This window comes from Pseudooceanicola atlanticus (assembly GCF_000768315.1).
GTDB lineage: Bacteria > Pseudomonadota > Alphaproteobacteria > Rhodobacterales > Rhodobacteraceae > Pseudooceanicola > Pseudooceanicola atlanticus.
Genome location: NZ_AQQX01000001.1, coordinates 167,503 through 183,948, shown reverse-complemented (window position 1 = coordinate 183,948; position 16,446 = coordinate 167,503). Strand labels below are relative to the sequence as shown.

The window sequence follows — 16,446 nt, the reverse complement described above, 5'->3', positions numbered from 1 at the left end:
TTGCAGTGCAGAATTGAAGCACCCGCGCGCGGTATCCTCCGACGTCGCCGGAAGAACGGTCGCGGAGGTCCGCGCCGGGCCCGGAGACCACGGTGCGAAACGAGGTCAGCCGGGGATAATCTCGAACTTGACCACGTCGACCATGCCGCGGTCGGTGATCTTCAACGCGGGGATGACCGGCAGGGCCAGGAAAGCCAGTTGCAGGAAGGGTTCGTCCAGCGTGACGCCCAGCGAGAGCGCGGCCTTGCGCAGGTCGACGAGGGTGTCATGCACGACCTCGAACGGCTCGGTAGACATCAGGCCGGCAACTGGCAGGGCCAGTTCGGCCAGCACCGCGCCGTCGCGCACCACGACGAAACCGCCCTGAAGCTCTGACAGGCGGTTCGCGGCCAGGGCCATGTCGTCGTAATCGGCCCCGACGACGGCAATGTTGTGGTGATCGTGGCAGACCGTCCCGGCAATCGCGCCGTGTTTCAGGCCAAAGCCCTTCACGAATCCGGTGGCGACATTGCCGTTCTTGCCGTGGCGTTCGGCCACGGCGATCTTGACGAGGTCGCGATCGAGATCCGGGCGCTTGTCGCCATCGGTGATCGCGATCTCTTCTTTCAAGTGTTCGGTGATGATCTTGCCGGGCACGATGCCGATCACGTCCGTTTCGGTGCGGTTGCCACCGGTGCGGAAATGATCGGGCGTCAGGTGCGGTGCCTTGACCGAATTCCGGCCGACGGGCGGGGTGATCCGACGGGCGGCAAAGGCCGCGTCCTCCATCACCACGCCGGCGGACATGACCATGCTGGCGCGACACTCGGCGATATCGGGGATGGCGACGATATCGGCGCGCTTGCCCGGAGAGACCTGGCCGCGATCCTTCAGCCCGAACGCCTCTGCCGCGGAAAGAGAGGCGGCGCGGTAGACGGCAATGGGCGGGCAGCCCAGGCGGATCAGCTCGCGGATCATGTAATCCAGGTGGCCGTGTTCGCCGATATCCAGCGGGTTCCGGTCGTCGGTGCACAGGCACATATAGGCCGAGGTCAGTTCGGTCAGAAGCGGCTGAAGCGCGTGAAGGTCCTTGGAGACGGAGCCTTCGCGGATCAGCACGCGCATCCCCTTCTGCAGCTTCTCGCGCGCCTCTTCGGCGGTGGTCGCCTCGTGTTCGGTGCGAATGCCGGCGGCGACATAGGCGTTCAGGTCGCGGCCCAGAAGCTGGGGACAATGGCCGTCGATATGACGCCCGCGAAACGCCTCGAGCTTGGCCATGCAGCCGGGATCCTGGAAGATCACGCCGGGGTAGTTCATGAACTCGGCCAGCCCGATCACCTGGGGATGGTCCATCAGCGGCGTCAGGTCGTCCGCCTCGATCTGCGCCCCGGCGGTTTCCATATGCGAGGACGGCACGCAGGAGCTGAGGTTGACGCGGATATCCATCAGCGTCTCGCTGGCGGAGGCGAGGAAATATTCGATCCCGGGCACGCCGATCACGTTGGCGATCTCGTGCGGGTCGCAGATCGCGGTGGTCACCCCGCGCGGGCCGACGCAGCGGTCGAATTCATGCGGGGTGACCAGAGAGCTTTCGATATGCAGATGCGTGTCGATGAAGCCGGGCACGAGGGTCTGGCCGGTCACGTCGATGATCCGCTCGCCCTCGTAATCGGCACCGATGCCGACAATGGTATCGCCGCAGATCGCGACATCGCCCGGAATGCGGCTGCCGGTGACCATGTCCCAGACCTCGCCCCCGCGCAGGACGATATCGGCGGGCGCATCGCCACGCCCCTGTGAAATGAGACGGGAGAGCGGTTGGGTCATGGGCGGCTCCTGCTGGTTGGGATCAGGCAAGCGCAGGGGGCGGCGAATGTCCAGTCCATTGGTGCCGTTTCGCACCCTACGGGCAGGTGCCATGCGGTCCGTGCAGGGCCGCCCGTACCCCTGCCGCCCTTTACCCCGCCCGGGAATGGACCGATACAGGATGCAAAGCACAAGGAGCCGTTCATGAGCCTCTTCTCCCTCCCCCCGATCCCCGAAATTCCCGTCAATGGCGAGAGCGACGGTTATGCCGTGCGCCGTATCTTCTGCGTCGGGCGCAACTATGCCGATCACGCGCTGGAAATGGGCCATCAGCCCGACCTGGAGGCGCCGTTCTACTTCACCAAGGCGCCCGCGCATCTGTGCCTGTCGGGCGCCAGCGTGCCCTACGCCCCCGGTACCCAGGATTTCCATCACGAGATGGAGCTGGTCGTGGCCCTTGGCGCGCCGGTTTTCCGTGGCGACCGCGATACCGCGCAGGCGGCGGTCTATGGCTATGCGACGGGGCTGGACATGACCCGGCGGGATCGCCAGCAGGACGGCAAGGACAAGCGTCGCCCCTGGGACCTCGGCAAGGATTTCGAGGACGCGGCGGTGATCGGTCCGATCACCAAGGCCGGCGATTTCGGCAAGGTAGCCAAGCAGGAGATCACGCTGACCGTCAATGGCGAGGTGCGCCAGCATGCGCGGCTGGACCAACTGCTGCACGACATCCCCGCCGTGATCGCGCACCTGTCGGGCTATTACCACCTGGCGCCGGGCGACCTGATCTATACCGGCACCCCCGCCGGTGTCGGGGCCGTTCAGGCCGGGGATGTCCTGGAAGGGCGGATCGAGGGGCTGGACCCGGTCCTGCTGACGCTCACCGATCCGGAATGAACAGCGCTGAAGGCGGCGCTGCTGTCAACGGCGGGCCAGCCCGAGGCGGCTGGCATGCCACGCGGCCTCGGCCCGGGACGAGATGCCGAGCTTGCGGTAGACGTCCTTGATATAGCTGGCGACGGTGCTTTCGGCGATGCCAAGCTCCCGCGCGACCTCGGCATTGCGCAGCCCGCGCCCGATCAGGCCCAGCACCTCGGTTTCGCGATCCGTCAACCGGACGTCCTCGTCGGAGGCGGGGCCGGTCAGGCGGAAATGGTCCATGATGCGGCGCGCGATGGACGGCGACAGGGCGGGCACGCCATCCAGGATCTGCTGCAATTGCCGGATCAGCACGCTGGCCGGGTTTTCCTTGAGCAGGTAGCCATCCGCCCCGGCCGACAGGGCCGCCACCACCGTGGCGTCATCGCCCATCACCGTCGTCACGACGCAGAGCGTGCCGGGATGGCGTGCTTTCATGATCCGCAGCAGGTCGAGCCCCGACCCGTCCGGCAGGCCGAGGTCCAAGAGCGCCAGATCGTAGCCGTCATCCACCATCGCTCGCGCCTCGCGCAGCATGGCGGCGGTTTCGACATCGACCTCGCCGTAAGCCTCCTGAAGGATGGCGCGCAACCAGTCGCGGGTTTCCGCGATATCCTCGAGGATCAGGACCCGGTAGGGCCGTGTGCCCGGCTGGCCGTCGCCCATGCTCACTCTCCCGCATCCCTCAGGTAGACCAGTGGCACCGGGTCCGCGCCCAGCGGCAGCGCCGCCCGCAGGGTCGTACCGGTGCCGTTCGGCGCCGTACGGATGGCAAAGCTGCCGCCCCGCGCCTCAGTCCGCGAGCGCAGGTTGCGCAGCCCGTTGCCACGTCCGCCCACGGGTTTCTGCATCAGCCGGTCAGGATCGAACCCGCCGCCATTGTCCGAGATCGTCAGCACCAGGTGATCGGCCTCGCGCCCCTCGCCCTGGCTGACCCGGATCTCGGCCCGGTCGCAGGCTGCGTGGTGCAGGATGTTGCTGGCGCCTTCGCGCAGGATCGCCCGGATCGAATTGACCGCCATGGGCGAGACGCGGATGTCGGGCACATCGACCTGCCAGTCCAGCGCCACCCCGCCCGAGGCCAGGTGTTCACCGATCTCGGCCCGCATGTCGGCCAGCAGCACCGTCAGTTCGGTCGGCTCACCGCTGGGGTTCGACACGGTTTCGCGCAGGTCGGTCAGGGTCTGGCGGATCAGGTCGTTCTTGCGCCCGGCATCCGAGGAATGCAGCGCGCCCAGCAATTGCACCCCGATATTGTCATGCATGTCGCGATTGATCCGCTGGCGTTCCTGTTCGGCCCCAGCCTCGTAGGCGCGGCGGCGTTCGACGAATTGCGACGCCATCTGCAGCACGTTGGACACCCGCGCGGCATCCTGCGCCGAAAACAGGCGCCGCCCGCGATGCGGCCAGTGCATACGCAGGTCCTCGACCCCGTCGATACCGGGTACGTCCATCGCCTCGCCCTCCTGCCGCAGGGCGGGCTGGACGACGGGCGCGGGGGCCGGTTCGATGCGGATGGGCTGGAACAGTTCGGCCAGCAGGTCGATCATCTTCTGCCGCTGCTCGGGTCCCGTGGGCGCCAGCGCCACGCCCGACACGAGGTCGAACAAGTCGGCCGTCGACAGGACCTGCCGCCCGTTCAGCCAGCGGGCCATCGTGTCACGTGCCGGCAGGTAGACCAAAGCCACGAAAAGCAGCGAGAAGGAGAAGGCCGGGATCCGGTCCATCGTCACCGCGAAGATCAGGAGCGCGTCCAGCAGCAGCAACAGCGCCACGCCGCCGGCATAGAAGAGCGCCCGGAAGGCCCAGAACTCGAGGTCGAACAGGCGGTAGCGGGCGACGCCCAGCCCCAGCCCGACATAGACGATCAGGAACAATGCGAAAGCGTATCCCTGGCTGATCTGCGGTTGCAGGCCAAGCGCCTGGGGCAGCGCGATCAGGCTGACGAAACCGCCCGCGCCGATCACCACCGACAGACCGAACCAGCGCAGGGCAGCGCGTTCGCTGGGCTTGCCGCGGGTGGCGAAGACCTGACCGATCGCGGCAACGACGATCAGGGACATCTCGATCAGGACGGGCAGGTGGATGTTGAACGCCATGGGCTCGGGCACACGGAAGTAGGCGAGCAGGCCCCAGGTGCCGAAGACCGCGACGACGAGGCCCGGCGCCCATTTCGGCAGGTAGCGCGCGGGATAGACCAGGAAGAGGCTGATCATGCCGATGCCGAAGGTGATCGCGCCCAGGCTGTTGATCGACGAGGCCCAGGCGAAGACCTGCTCGGCCACTGCCAGTTCGCGGGTCGAATAGAACGCCGCCGCATGGGACGAGATCAGCAGGCCGACCCCAGACAGGGCCAGGTAGCCTGCTGCCGGTTCACGGCTGCGCATCGACAGGACCCAACCGCCCAGGAGGGTCGCAGCGAATCCCACGAACAGCTGCACCCAGAAGACGACAGGCAGGTCGGCGACCGGGCGGGTGTCGCGCGGCGCGACAGAGATGCTGTCGCCCCCTGCCGTGGTCAGCAACACCTGCCCGGAGCGGAGCATGTCGTGCATCTGCCCCTGCTTGGCGAAGAACTCGTACAGGCGCGTGACGGTGGGCAGGCCGTCCGGTTCTTCCATCTTGTCGATGGCGTCCAAGGCCACCCGTGCCTCGCCTGTGCTGATCCCGGTGAGGATCGTGCCGGGGGCGATCGCCGCCCCGGGCCCTGTCTCGGCGACGCCGGTGACCCGCAGCCCCGACTCTGCGGGCGCCAGGCGCAGGCCCATCCAGGGCTGCGACAGGTCGAGGTAAAGGACCAGTATGGTCGACAGCACGGCAAGCGCGCTGAGCACGTAGAAGGGCAAGGCAAGGGAACGTTTCAAGTCGGTCGGTCCAATTATGAATGCGCTGGCGAATGGAAACCGGTCACCAAAGTTAAACTATCTTGTGATCAAGGGCTTGTTCCCCCCCTGAACAGGGGGGGGAATGTTGCGATCCAATCGGTATTGATATCGCCACAGCGCAATTTCATGCGCAATTGGAGACTTTCGAATATGCAATTTTCTTTGACGACCAAGCTTGCCGCCGGCCTGTCCGTGCTGGCGCTGGCAGCCTGCAACACGACCGGTGGCGGCACCGCCTCGACCAGCGGCGGCACATCCAATACGAGCGCGGCACCGGCCGCCTTCCAGGCGTCTCGGGATGCCGCGAATGCGAAGCTGCCGACCACCACGATGCCGACCTCGCTGAATGCGACCTATGTGGGCGAAACCTTCCAGGTTCTGAGCGACACCAATGCGCAGGCCGTCGGCAACGTTCTGGCAGACCTGACGCTGAACGCCACCTGGACCGACGGTCAGAGCGGCAACGTATGGTCCGGCAAGGCCACCAACCTGCGCGGGGAGCTGAACGGCCAGCCCTTCGACCTGATCGACGAGATGGACGTGGACACCAGTGCGCAAAGCTCCATCACCCGTGTCGTCGTCCCGCCCAGCCAGTTCAACCCGGGCGGCCAGACCAGCGGCATCGCGAATATCGCGCTGACCGGCACCGGGACGTCCGGCGGCAAGACCTACCGCGCGAACATGATGCTGACCGGCACGTTCCGCGGTGACGACGAATCCGCGATCGTCGGGTCCAGCTCCAGCCAGATTTACGACACCTCGGTGCAAAGCGTGCAGCCTGTGCTGACCGGCGCACCCGAAGTCGGATCGGCCGATCCCAACTTCTACGCCAACCGCCAGTAATCCGGTCAGCGCCCCGGGCGGAGTGAGGTCCGGGGCGCCAGCGGTCCATTATATGACCAATACCTTTGACAAGTTTCCGGGCCGCGGCAGCCAGCGATCCTTGGGTCGCTGGCTGTTCCTATTCATCGGCCTGTTCGGGCTGATGACCCCTGTCGGACCCGTATGGTCCGATACGGCGCTGCGCCCCCCGCAGCCCCGGGCGATGGCTGAAACCGTTTCGTCCCAAGCGAATCCCGCGGACCATGCCATCGCCCTTGTCAGCCAGGGACGGATGCAGGACGCGCTTGCTGTCCTGCTTGCCTGGCAGCCGACCACCCCCGCCGATCTTGAACGCAAATTGTGGAGCGAGGCGGTGCTGCTGCGCCAGCTGGGCCGCCGCGACGACGCCCTGCCCCGGCTCGAGGCGCTGGTCGCCAGCCGCCCGGATGTCCCTCGGTTCCGCATCGCCCTGGGCGAGGTGCTGACCGAGACCGGTCAGACGGATCGCGCGCGGCTGCATTTCTCGGAAGGGTTGGCCGGTGCCCGGTCCGAGGCCGACCGCCTGCGCGCCGAGGAAGGGCTGAGCGCGCTTGGCACCGACCGGCCGCTGAGCGGCTATTTCGGCTTTTCCCTCGTGCCTTCGACCAATGCGGCGCAGGCGACCAGTGCCACGACGTTCCGCGGACCCTTCGGCCTGGTCCGGATCAACCCCAATTCCCGCAAGCGCAGCGCCATGGGCGTGCAGCTGGATGGCGGCGTCAGCTACGCGCCGCGCATCGGGCCGCGCAGCCGTCTGCGCTTTGGCCTGTCCTCCACCGTCGAGCTGTTTGACGGCAACGCGCCCGACGATCTGCGGATGCGGGCCGAAATCGCGCTGGTGCATGACCTGTCCCAGCGAACCCAGGTCGAGGCAGGGGTGACCTATTCCGCGCGCTGGATCGACAACAAGCCCTATTCCAAGGGCCCGGGCCTGACCTTCGGGCTGACCACCATGCCGACGAACCGCGACCGTCTGCAGGTCTTCGCTGTGGCCGAACAGCTGGACCATGACAGCGCACCGGGGCTGGACGGCACCCGCGCGCTTGGCGTCCTGTCCTATGCCCATGCGCTGTCGCCGCAATTCAGCGTCCGAGGCCTGTTGCGGCTGGAGCGAAACGACGCGGCCCAGGCCAGCGCGGCCTTTTCGGCCTGGGATGCCGGGCTGGGCGCGACCTACCTGTTCCGCGGCGGGCTGCGCATCGGCATGGACGTGACCTGGCGCGAGGCACAATTCGACGGCCCGAGTTTCGTCTTCGGTGCCACCCGCCGCGACGAACAGCTGTCGGCCACCCTGCGGATGAGCCATTCGCAGATCAATTTTGCCGGCTTCGCACCCGAGCTTGAGGTCAGCCATACACGGCGCAATTCGAACATCTTCGTCTACAGCTTCGACGAATTGTCCGCCCGGGTCGGCCTGATCAAGCAGTTCTGATTTGATCGCTCTGTTCCGGCAATTCCGGCCCGGCAGATTGCCAACAGTCTACGCTGCACTGCGGCAAATTGTGGCGCCCCCCGTTTCAACAGGGGGTGAGCGGCAATTTCTGCACCCGCGAGGCGTGCAAAACCGCTAACGTAGGTTCATGAGTCGTAAACAACGCCTGACCGCCGATGACTGGCTGAATGCCGGTCTCCAGGCCCTCGCGGCTTCGGGGCCCGAAGCCCTGAAGGCCGAACCGCTTGCGCGGGCGCTGGAGACGACCAAGGGGTCCTTCTACTGGCATTTCGACGATGTGCCGCGCTACCGGCAGGCTCTGCTGGATTTCTGGCGCGACATGAGTTCTGCGATGCCCGATGCCCCGGACGAGAAATCCGTGGCGGTGTCGCAATTGCAGGAAATGATGCGCGACGGGTTCGGCGGGGACCCGGCCACCGAGGCCGCCATGCGCAGCTGGTCCACCACGGATCCCGGTGTGGCCGAGGCGATCGCGGCGCTCGATGCGGCGCGAATCGCCTACCTCGAGCAGGTGTTGCGCCAGTTGGGCGTGACCAACCCGCAGATCGCAAAGGCACTCTATGCCGCGAAGGTAGGGATGGGGTCGCTCTCGGACGACCTGGCGGATGACGACGCGTTGACCACGCTTGTCGACCTGGTCCTGGCCCTGCGCTAAAGCCGCCGCGCGAACAGATCAACAAAGCGCTGCCGCGCCTCGGGCAGCGGTTTGCGGCCCAGATCGGGCGCCAGATGTTCGGACAGGAAGTAGCCCGTCAGTCGGAACCCCTGCGCGATCTCGGCATCCGGCGCGTCGCCCTGGCGCAGCAGGCAGGGCGGCAGGGGCAGCAGCCGGTCCGCGTAATCCCCCGCGCCGGCCCGCGTCACCGCCCGCCCCGTGCGCGGAGAGACATAGGCCAGCCCCTCGGTCGCGCCGGTCACCGCGCAGGAGGTCAGGTCGAGCCCGAAGCCCAGATCCTCCAGCAGCGCGACCTCCCAATGCAGGTAGGCGAGCGGCCAGATCTCCGACTGCCCCAGAAGATCCAGAAGCGCCTCGGTCCTCTGGTAGAGCGCGGGATGCGGTTCCCGCTCCGGCAGGGAAAAGCACAGAAGCGCGGTGACGGTGTTCAGCCCCGCCAGCGCCATCCGGTCGCCCATCACCTGGGCCGAGCGGGATCGCAGCGGTTCGACGGCGAAGCCGCCCATATGTTCCTGAAGCCGCGCTTTCCAGGTGATGTCCAGCTGCGCCCCGGGCTGCAGCACCGGGGCCAGCTTGCGCGAGGTGCCACCGCGCACGACGCCGGCATGGCGGCCATGGCCGGGGGTAAAGACCTCGGCAATCGCCGCGCTTTCGCCATGCCGCCGCACCGACAGCAGGATACCCTGATCGCGCCATTCCATGCCTTCTTATCGGTCCCCTTGCGCGGTTCGGCAAGTTGGCGCAATGCTTTGGCCATGGATGACATGCTGTCCCCGCCTGCCCGCGCCGTCGCGGCGCTGATCGCCCTTGCCGCGGCCGTGTCGCTGGCCGCGCAATTCGTCGCGGTCGGGCTGGATCATCCCGAGTACAGCCACGGCGAAACCCTTTGGCGGCTGGCGCGCTATTTCACCATCCTGACCAACCTGATGGTCGCCGGGACCTATGCCGCGCTTGCCCTGCGCGGGCGGGTGGGGTCGCCTGTCTGGCTGGGCGGCGTGACGCTGTGGATCGTCATTACGGGGGTCGTCTATCACCTGCTGCTGGCGGCGACGGATACCCACGACACCGCGGTGTCCTGGTACGCCAATATCGGCCTGCACAGCGTCGTGCCCGGGCTGGTCGCGCTGTGGTGGCTGGCCGCCGGACCGCGCGAGGGGCTGGGAATCAATGCCGCGCTGCTCTGGCTGCTCTGGCCGTTGCTTTATGTCTGCTACGCGCTGCTGCGGGGACAGATCGACGGCACCTACCCCTATTTCTTCACCGATCCCACGCGGATCGGATGGCAGGGCGTGGGGATGTGGACGCTGATCCTGGCCGGGGCGTTCTTCGCGGCGGGGCTGTTGCAGATCGCGCTGGCCCGGCTGCTGCGCAACCGCTAATCGGCGAGGCCGGGTTCATCCAGAAGGTGACGACCGGCGCGGTCCTCGACCTCGACCACCCACAGATCGGGATCATAGCCGCGCTGGCGTGTGATTGCGGTGTCGACCTCAGCCTCGGGCCCTTCGGCCAGGGCCATCCATTTGCGCCCGCCGGTTTCCAGGTCAAAGCTGCGCTGGAAGGCAACCGCCTTTCCGTCCAGCGTCGACAGCTTGACCAGAACCGCGCCGCCGGTGTCATCGCCATGGGCCACGACAAAGGCCGGGATGTCCGACAGGCGCAGCCGGGTCAGGTAGGCGTCGATCCACATCCGGGCTGTCAGGCGCATGACTGAATTTTTCCTTTTGCCTTTCGGAGGTTTCTGGATACCTTCCAAGCGATTTCAAGGAGGAAGATTTCCATGACCGAATACCAGAAAGCTACCATGGCACCACGACTGCTTGTCCTTATCGGCGCAGCGCTGATCGCGTTGAAAACCTACGGCGGCGTCGCTCTTGTCCCCGATCCGCTTCAGACCACCGTGGGTGGCATCCTCGGCCTGGCCGGGGTGGCCTGGTACATTCTGGCCTACCGCAAGCTGCGTAAGGAACCCTAATTCCCGTCCCGGAAGTCGAGCCCCATTTCCGAATAGCGCTCGGCCTCTTCCAGCCAGTTCTCGCGTACCTTGACCTGCAGGAACAGGTGGACGCGCCGGCCGAGGAACTCTTCCAGCTCCTCCCGCGCGGCCTTGCCGATCGCCTTGACGGTTTCGCCCTTGTTGCCCAGCACGATGCCCTTATGACCGTCGCGGGCGACATAGATCACCTGGTCGATCCGGGCAGAGCCATCCTTGCGCTCTTCCCAGTTCTCGGTTTCCACCGTCATCTGGTAGGGCAGTTCCTGGTGCAGGCGCAGGGTCAGCTTTTCACGGGTCATCTCGGCCGCGATCATGCGCATGGGCAGGTCGGCGATCTGGTCCTCGGGGTAGAGCCAGGGGCCTTCGGGCATCTCGCCCGCCAGCCATTCCTTCAGGTCCTTCACGCCGTGGCCCTTTTCTGCCGAGATCATGAAGGTCTTCTCGAAGGCGTGGCGTTCGTTCAGCTTTTCGGTCAGGGCCAGCAGCACCGGCGCCTCGACCCGGTCGATCTTGTTGATGGCGAGCACGATGCGGGCATGGGGCATGTTGGCAATACCGTCCAGGATACGCTCCACCCCGTCGGTGATGCCGCGATGCGCCTCGACCAGCAGGACGACGATATCGGCATCCGACGCCCCGCCCCAGGCCGCCGCGACCATGGCCCGGTCCAGCCGCCGTTTCGGCGTGAAGAGCCCCGGCGTGTCGACAAAGACGATCTGGGCCTCTCCTTCCAGCGCGACGCCGCGGATTCGGGCGCGGGTGGTCTGGACCTTGTGGGTGACGATGGACACCTTGGCCCCCACCATCCGGTTGGTGAGGGTGGATTTGCCCGCATTGGGCTCTCCGATCAGGGCGACGAATCCGGCGCGGGTGGTCATGGCGTGCTTTCTGTCTGGAACGGGCGCAGTCTAGCGCGGCAGGGGGGCCGCGGACCAGTGCCTCATGCCGTATCCAGCACCAGGGGGCAATGGTCGGAAATTTCCGGGTCGCGGATGACGTCGAAGGCCGCATCCTTGAGCGGGCCGTTCACCGCCATGTAATCGGCGAATTTCTCTGCCTTGCCGTAATGCGAGGTGCGGGTGCCGTCGAAGCCGCGGGTCGTGACCAGTTCGTAAGGCGCGACCGGCGCCAGCAGGCGAAGCGTTTCGGATCCGGGCAGGATATTGAAATCCCCGCACACCGCCAGCTTTTCGCCCGGCGCGATGACGCCCTGGATCATCGACACGAACTTGCCCGCCTGGATGCGGCGCATGGGCGTGTCCATCTTGCCCATCGGGTCGCGCAGCCCGTGCATATGGGCGACGCTCAGCATGCCTTCATCGGGATCATAGACCCGCACCGCGTGGGCCGTGCGCGACCGGGGATGATCGCCGAACCCGTTGGGCGAGAACTGGCCGTGGACAAAGCCCTGGGCCTGCGACACGACCGTCAGGTCCTTGCGAATATAGGTCGCCAGCCCCCAGAGCGTCTGGACCGGCACATCGCCATGCCACAGCTCGCCCTTCGCAGCGGGGCAGAAATGGGCGAAATGGCCGGGCAGAGCGCGCTTCACATCGCCCAGCACATCGGCACGTTGCAGCAGGTCCATGCCGTCATCGCGGTATTTCAGCCATTCGGCGGGGGCGTCGGGGGTATGCACGACCTCCTGCAGGCACAGGATGTCGGGGCGGGTCTCGGCCAGCCAGGCGATCATGTCCTCGTGCAGGCGCCCACCCCAGGCGTTCAGGCTTACCACTTTCATTGTCTCAGGCCCCCAGCCGTTCCAGCAGGGCCTTGGCCGCCGCCTGTTCCGCGGCACGCTTGGACCCGGCCTTGGCCGCGGCCTTTTCACCGTTGTCCAGCCGCGCCTCAATGCAGAATTGCGGGGCGTGATCGGGACCGTCGCGCCCGATCTCCACGTAGGCCGGCGGCGCCAGGCCCCGGCCCTGCGCCCATTCCTGAAGCGATGTCTTGGCGTCGCGGGCATCGGTGTCGACCGAATCGATCCGCTTGGACCACAGCCGCAGGATCACCTGCTTGGCCGCGTCGAAGCCCCCATCCAGGTAGATGGCGGCGATCACCGCCTCCATCGCGTCGCCCAGCAGCGCCTGCTTGCGCCGCCCGCCCGACAGCTGTTCGGAACGGCCCAGTTTCAGAACCTCGCCCAGCTCGATCTCGCGGGCGACGTCGGCGCAGGTTTCCTTGCGGACAAGCGCGTTGAACCGCGGGGCCAACTGGCCTTCGCTGGCGCCGGTATCGCGGGCCAGCAGTGCCTCGGCCAGGACCAGGCCCAGCACGCGGTCGCCCAGGAATTCCAGCCGCTGGTTATCCTGCCGCGTGGGCGAGGCGACCGAGGAATGTGTGACCGACCGGACCAGCAGTTCCGGACGGGCAAAGTCATGCCCGATCCTGTCCTCAAAAGCCTGCAATTCCGTCGAAAGTTTCACCTGACGCTCCTGATCCCGTCGCCCCAACGTAGCACCACGATCGGCCGTGCCAACAGGGTGTTGACCGGAACAAAGCCCAGCCCACCCGCCGAAGGCGAAACCCTGCTGTCGAGCGAATTATCCCGGTTGTCCCCCAGCATCACCAGGTGGCCCTTGGGCACGTCCAGAACCGGGGTGTCATCCATCGGGCCGGTCATGATGTTCAGCACGCGATGCGGCTGCGCCTCGCCCGGGAATTGTTCGCCGGCCAGCGCCTTGTCGCAGCGCCGGGTGGTCACGGCGTCGCGGTTGGCACAGCGCGGCAGGCTGGCATTGCGCCCCGACGGGCCAAGCGGTTCGCTCCAGTTACCTTCGTCCTGCTGCGCCACGTCCTGCCCGTTCAGGACGACACGGCCCTCGCGCATCTGCACGCTGTCGCCGGGCAGGGCCGCGATCCGCTTGATGTAGATCTGTCCGGTCACCAGATGGGTGAAGACGGCTATGTCGCCGCGCGCCGCCTCGCCGGTCCACCTTGCGGTCAGCAGGTAGTCACCGGGCAGCAGCGTGGGCTTCATGCTGCCCGCGGGAATATCGAACGGATGCAGCACGATCCGAGAGGCCGGGACCAACGCGACAAGGCATGCGAGGATCAGGCCAAAGCGCCGGGGCTGCCCCGGCATGGCCCCGGCCTTGCCCTTGATCAGCAACAACGCGCCCAGCAGGGCGATGTTCAGCACCGGCAGGATCAGCAACAGCATCAGCCAGCCGGTCCAGCCCATATCGCGCAAGCGGCGGCGGGCATGGCCCATCCACGGCACGGTCAGCAGGGCGGTCAGCAGCCAGGCCAGCGCTTCGGCCAGCGCGAAGGGGGGAAGCGCGACGGCGCCCAGAAAAACGGCGAAGGTGGCAGCCGAAACCCCGGCAAAGACCCCGCGCCCCGTCAGGCCGGACCAGTCAAGCCCGTCTCGGATCAGCCCCGCGACGCGCGGCATCGATCACTCGATACCCTTGAAGAACCGATCCCCGCGCCAGGTCCAGAAGAACAGCATCGACCGCCCGGCAGACGAGAACATGATCCGGTCGGCACGCCCGATCAGGTTTTCGTAAGGCACCATGCCCACCCCGAAGGAGGTCTGTGCCACGCGGCTGTCGGTGGAATTGTCGCGGTTGTCACCCATGAAGAAATACTGCCCCTCGGGCACGGTGAAGACCGGGGTATCGTCCAGGTCCTGCCCGTCGGCGATGTTCAGCGTCGAATGGGTCACGCCATTGGGCAGGGTTTCGATCAGGCGTTCCTTGACGCAAACACCGCCCTCGCCCACCGGGTCGTTGTAGCAGCGCGGGTAGCGGCCCTCGGGCCCCTGCGCTTCCTTGATCTCTTCGAAGGTGCCGCCATCCTCGACGGTCACGGCCTCACCGTTGATCTGCACGACGCCGCCGGTCACCTGCACGGTGTCGCCGGGCAGGCCGATCAGGCGCTTGATGTAATCCTGGTGGGTGACCGGGTGGCGGAAGACGACGACATCGCCACGTTCCGGCTCTCCGCCCCAGACGCGGCTGTTGTCACCATCGAGGAACCCGCAGATGTCCTTGGCGTCGATATCCACGCCGAAGCGGGCGATCTTGATGTTCGGACAGGAGGCGTAGGAATAGCCGTAGGCCATCTTGTTCACGAACAGGAAGTCGCCGACCAGCAGCGTGTCCTTCATCGAAGATGAGGGGATCCAGAACGGCTGGAAGAACAGGGTGCGGAATATCCCGGCGATGATGAGGGCCCAGAAGATCGTCTTGATCGTTTCCCACACAGCGCCCATGAAGCCCTGATTTTCTTCCGACATTTGCCTGTTCCCCTGCGCCTGCGCTCTGAGGCTACATGAGGCGCGGCGGCTAAGGTGTCAAGGTTGCGTGACCCCATCCCGCCCGCTGCGCGTGGTTGCGCAGGGCGCGGCTCAGCGGTCCCCGCGCACGGGCCGCGCCTCGATCACAACAAAGGCCTGCGCCCAGGGGTGATCGTCGGTCAGGGTGACGTGGATGATCGCCTCGTGCCCCGGCGGCGTCATCTCGGCCAGTCGTTCGGCAGCCCAGCCGGTGACGGCCATGACGGGCTGGCCGGTGCGCAGGTTCGACACCGACATGTCCTTCCAGGCGATGCCCATGCGCAGCCCGGTGCCAAGGGCCTTGGAACACGCCTCCTTCGCGGCCCACCGCTTGGCATAGGTGCCGGCGGTATCGGCGCGGCGTTCGGCCTTGGCCTGTTCGATATCGGTGAAAACACGATTGCGGAACCGGTCGCCAAACCGGTCCAAGGTGCCCTGGAGCCGTTCGATATTCGCCAGGTCCGTTCCGATGCCCAGGATCATGTCAACTCCCCGGCCGCAACTGGCTGTCGGTTGCGGCCTTGGCCTGTTTCAGAACCACATTCAGCCACCGCAAAGTCCAAAAGGTCCTGCGCCCCCACTTCCCAGCCTCGACCGACGCTGGCGGGCGGGGTGGAAAGCGGCGTCTGCGCGGATAGGCTGGTGGTAAGCGGTCGGAACATGGGGCACCTCTGATGGGTCGGGAAACCTGTCCAGATGGCGCAAAGGGGTCCATCAGCAGGCGCGGTGGTGTCAGCGTGCCAGACTATTGGTCTATTCCTCGTCGAAAGGCCACATCTTGCCCAGGTTGTTCCAGCCATTCCCGACGGTTTCCCGGATGTTCCAATCGGGCATCGACGGCATGGAGGGCATGGAGGGCAAGCCGGAGTAGACCTCTTTGGCCTTGTCCCAGGCCATGCCCGGCGACGATTTGACCAAGACAAGCACTTCATCGCGAGAGGGGACGGAAATACCGCAGACAGTGTCGGGGTCGATTTCGGCCATGGGATCAACTGCCAGCTCCAGTTCGCTGAGGTCGTGCATCGTGTCACACGCAGACTTCACCTCGTAGGTTGTGGCGGCAACCACGACTGCAACGCCGATAAAGGGCAGGCTTTCGGCGCCCATTGATGCGATATTGGCCCCTGTAACCTTGGCCGTGCGGCTGGCCATGCGACGGCTGAGGTCGCCAACCTTTCCTTTCAGGGCTCGGGTTTCGGCGCGGCTGGTACTGGCCCTCTTGGTCAGGGATTGGTTTCTGGAGCGAAGCGAGGCGTTGTCCGTCCGAAGCTGGCGCAATTCGGCGTCCATGGCGCTGGTGCGAACCTTGAGATCAGAGGCCTCACGCCTGTAGGCATCACGTTCAGACATCGCTTTGCTCAGGCGCGATCTCGGCTTGCTTGCAGAGGGGGCCAAAACCGAGGCGACCTTTGTTGTGGCGGATTGCGCGAAATCCGTTACCGCATCGAACGTCAGCGTCGCGATAGACACCCCGATGCAAAGCACCAAAAGCATTACCAGCTTCAACGCCCTGCGGCATATCCACCAGATAGCTCGCGCCGGGAAGACTGCGCAGTCCAGGGTGAATTTCACTATCCGGACTGCACGCTGCAT

General features: G+C 66.1%; 18 protein-coding genes. 6 read left to right on the top strand and 12 right to left on the bottom strand.

Going from position 1 to position 16,446, the window contains the following annotated elements; genetic code table 11:
• Positions 1–105: 105 nt before the first annotated feature.
• The gene (gene ade / locus ATO9_RS00890; protein ID WP_043743825.1) at positions 106–1,806 is read right to left on the bottom strand and encodes an adenine deaminase; all 1,701 of its coding nucleotides are present in this window, start codon (positions 1,804–1,806) and stop codon (positions 106–108) included.
• A gap of 183 nt (positions 1,807–1,989) precedes the next feature.
• On the opposite strand from ade, the gene ATO9_RS00885 reads away from it, so the two are divergent.
• Positions 1,990–2,682, top strand: coding sequence for a fumarylacetoacetate hydrolase family protein (locus ATO9_RS00885; protein ID WP_043743822.1), 693 nt, complete (start codon positions 1,990–1,992; stop codon positions 2,680–2,682).
• A 24-nt stretch (positions 2,683–2,706) separates the two neighbouring features.
• On the opposite strand, the gene ATO9_RS00880 is transcribed toward ATO9_RS00885, so the two are convergent.
• Complete coding sequence (locus tag ATO9_RS00880; protein WP_043743819.1) at positions 2,707–3,369, bottom strand: response regulator; 663 nt, start codon at positions 3,367–3,369, stop codon at positions 2,707–2,709.
• Positions 3,370–3,371: 2 nt separating this feature from the next.
• Entirely contained in the window at positions 3,372–5,567 is a 2,196-nt protein-coding gene (locus tag ATO9_RS00875; protein WP_052418015.1) for a sensor histidine kinase, read from the bottom strand.
• A gap of 171 nt (positions 5,568–5,738) precedes the next feature.
• Here ATO9_RS00875 and ATO9_RS00870 point away from each other — a divergent pair, with 171 nt between their 5' ends.
• The 3 genes from ATO9_RS00870 to ATO9_RS00860 all read left to right on the top strand — a co-directional run bounded on the left by ATO9_RS00870 (position 5,739) and on the right by ATO9_RS00860 (position 8,557).
• The gene (locus tag ATO9_RS00870; RefSeq protein ID WP_043743816.1) at positions 5,739–6,431 is read left to right on the top strand and encodes a hypothetical protein; all 693 of its coding nucleotides are present in this window, start codon (positions 5,739–5,741) and stop codon (positions 6,429–6,431) included.
• Positions 6,432–6,483: 52 nt separating this feature from the next.
• Positions 6,484–7,881 carry a surface lipoprotein assembly modifier gene (locus ATO9_RS00865; RefSeq protein ID WP_043743814.1) on the top strand — a complete coding sequence of 466 codons (1,398 nt, stop codon included), beginning with the start codon at positions 6,484–6,486 and terminating at the stop codon, positions 7,879–7,881.
• Between the two features lie 148 nt (positions 7,882–8,029).
• Complete coding sequence (locus tag ATO9_RS00860; protein ID WP_043743811.1) at positions 8,030–8,557, top strand: TetR/AcrR family transcriptional regulator; 528 nt, start codon at positions 8,030–8,032, stop codon at positions 8,555–8,557.
• Here ATO9_RS00860 and recO read toward each other — a convergent pair.
• Positions 8,554–9,279: a DNA repair protein RecO gene (gene recO, locus ATO9_RS00855; protein WP_043743808.1), complete on the bottom strand. Its 726-nt coding sequence runs from the start codon at positions 9,277–9,279 to the stop codon at positions 8,554–8,556. The two genes, ATO9_RS00860 and recO, sit on opposite strands and share 4 nt — an antisense overlap.
• Positions 9,280–9,333: 54 nt before the next feature.
• Here recO and ATO9_RS00850 point away from each other — a divergent pair, with 54 nt between their 5' ends.
• Entirely contained in the window at positions 9,334–9,957 is a 624-nt protein-coding gene (locus tag ATO9_RS00850) for a Pr6Pr family membrane protein (protein WP_238318645.1), read from the top strand.
• Here the strand turns inward: ATO9_RS00850 and ATO9_RS00845 are convergent.
• Complete coding sequence (locus ATO9_RS00845) at positions 9,954–10,283, bottom strand: DUF1491 family protein (RefSeq protein ID WP_043743806.1); 330 nt, start codon at positions 10,281–10,283, stop codon at positions 9,954–9,956. The two genes, ATO9_RS00850 and ATO9_RS00845, sit on opposite strands and share 4 nt — an antisense overlap.
• A 96-nt stretch (positions 10,284–10,379) precedes the next feature.
• On the opposite strand from ATO9_RS00845, the gene ATO9_RS00840 reads away from it, so the two are divergent.
• Positions 10,380–10,550, top strand: a complete 171-nt coding sequence (locus ATO9_RS00840; RefSeq protein ID WP_156127731.1) for a hypothetical protein — start codon at positions 10,380–10,382, stop codon at positions 10,548–10,550.
• Here the strand turns inward: ATO9_RS00840 and era are convergent.
• The 7 genes from era to ATO9_RS00805 all read right to left on the bottom strand — a co-directional run bounded on the left by era (position 10,547) and on the right by ATO9_RS00805 (position 16,446).
• Positions 10,547–11,449, bottom strand: coding sequence for a GTPase Era (gene era, locus ATO9_RS00835; RefSeq protein WP_043743801.1), 903 nt, complete (start codon positions 11,447–11,449; stop codon positions 10,547–10,549). The genes ATO9_RS00840 and era overlap by 4 nt on opposite strands.
• A gap of 62 nt (positions 11,450–11,511) precedes the next feature.
• A complete protein-coding gene (locus ATO9_RS00830) occupies positions 11,512–12,312 on the bottom strand; it encodes an endonuclease/exonuclease/phosphatase family protein (RefSeq protein WP_043743798.1) in 801 nt (266 codons plus the stop codon).
• A 4-nt stretch (positions 12,313–12,316) separates the two neighbouring features.
• A complete protein-coding gene (rnc, locus tag ATO9_RS00825) occupies positions 12,317–12,997 on the bottom strand; it encodes a ribonuclease III (RefSeq protein WP_043743795.1) in 681 nt (226 codons plus the stop codon).
• Positions 12,994–13,968, bottom strand: a complete 975-nt coding sequence (gene lepB / locus ATO9_RS23305) for a signal peptidase I (protein ID WP_052418014.1) — start codon at positions 13,966–13,968, stop codon at positions 12,994–12,996. The genes rnc and lepB (ATO9_RS23305) overlap by 4 nt, the downstream gene beginning before the upstream one ends.
• Positions 13,969–13,971: 3 nt before the next feature.
• A complete protein-coding gene (gene lepB / locus ATO9_RS00815) occupies positions 13,972–14,814 on the bottom strand; it encodes a signal peptidase I (protein WP_043743792.1) in 843 nt (280 codons plus the stop codon).
• Between the two features lie 111 nt (positions 14,815–14,925).
• Positions 14,926–15,336 (bottom strand): holo-ACP synthase, encoded by a 411-nt coding sequence (gene acpS / locus ATO9_RS00810; RefSeq protein ID WP_043743789.1) that lies wholly within the window; start codon positions 15,334–15,336, stop codon positions 14,926–14,928.
• Positions 15,337–15,606: 270 nt separating this feature from the next.
• The gene (locus tag ATO9_RS00805; RefSeq protein ID WP_156127730.1) at positions 15,607–16,446 is read right to left on the bottom strand and encodes an MreC domain-containing protein; all 840 of its coding nucleotides are present in this window, start codon (positions 16,444–16,446) and stop codon (positions 15,607–15,609) included.

Coding starts and splice junctions, on each gene's coding strand:
- ATO9_RS00845 (WP_043743806.1), bottom strand. CDS start 10,283: ATGCGCCTGACAGCCCGGATGTGGATCGACGCCTACCTGACCCGGCTG.
- lepB (WP_052418014.1), bottom strand. CDS start 13,968: ATGCCGCGCGTCGCGGGGCTGATCCGAGACGGGCTTGACTGGTCCGGC.
- ATO9_RS00850 (WP_238318645.1), top strand. CDS start 9,334: ATGGATGACATGCTGTCCCCGCCTGCCCGCGCCGTCGCGGCGCTGATC.
- ATO9_RS00865 (WP_043743814.1), top strand. CDS start 6,484: ATGACCAATACCTTTGACAAGTTTCCGGGCCGCGGCAGCCAGCGATCC.
- ATO9_RS00805 (WP_156127730.1), bottom strand. CDS start 16,446: ATGCAGCGTGCAGTCCGGATAGTGAAATTCACCCTGGACTGCGCAGTC.
- ATO9_RS00860 (WP_043743811.1), top strand. CDS start 8,030: ATGAGTCGTAAACAACGCCTGACCGCCGATGACTGGCTGAATGCCGGT.
- ATO9_RS00880 (WP_043743819.1), bottom strand. CDS start 3,369: ATGGGCGACGGCCAGCCGGGCACACGGCCCTACCGGGTCCTGATCCTC.
- lepB (WP_043743792.1), bottom strand. CDS start 14,814: ATGTCGGAAGAAAATCAGGGCTTCATGGGCGCTGTGTGGGAAACGATC.
- ATO9_RS00840 (WP_156127731.1), top strand. CDS start 10,380: ATGGCACCACGACTGCTTGTCCTTATCGGCGCAGCGCTGATCGCGTTG.
- ATO9_RS00885 (WP_043743822.1), top strand. CDS start 1,990: ATGAGCCTCTTCTCCCTCCCCCCGATCCCCGAAATTCCCGTCAATGGC.
- recO (WP_043743808.1), bottom strand. CDS start 9,279: ATGGAATGGCGCGATCAGGGTATCCTGCTGTCGGTGCGGCGGCATGGC.
- acpS (WP_043743789.1), bottom strand. CDS start 15,336: ATGATCCTGGGCATCGGAACGGACCTGGCGAATATCGAACGGCTCCAG.
- ade (WP_043743825.1), bottom strand. CDS start 1,806: ATGACCCAACCGCTCTCCCGTCTCATTTCACAGGGGCGTGGCGATGCG.
- ATO9_RS00870 (WP_043743816.1), top strand. CDS start 5,739: ATGCAATTTTCTTTGACGACCAAGCTTGCCGCCGGCCTGTCCGTGCTG.
- era (WP_043743801.1), bottom strand. CDS start 11,449: ATGACCACCCGCGCCGGATTCGTCGCCCTGATCGGAGAGCCCAATGCG.
- ATO9_RS00830 (WP_043743798.1), bottom strand. CDS start 12,312: ATGAAAGTGGTAAGCCTGAACGCCTGGGGTGGGCGCCTGCACGAGGAC.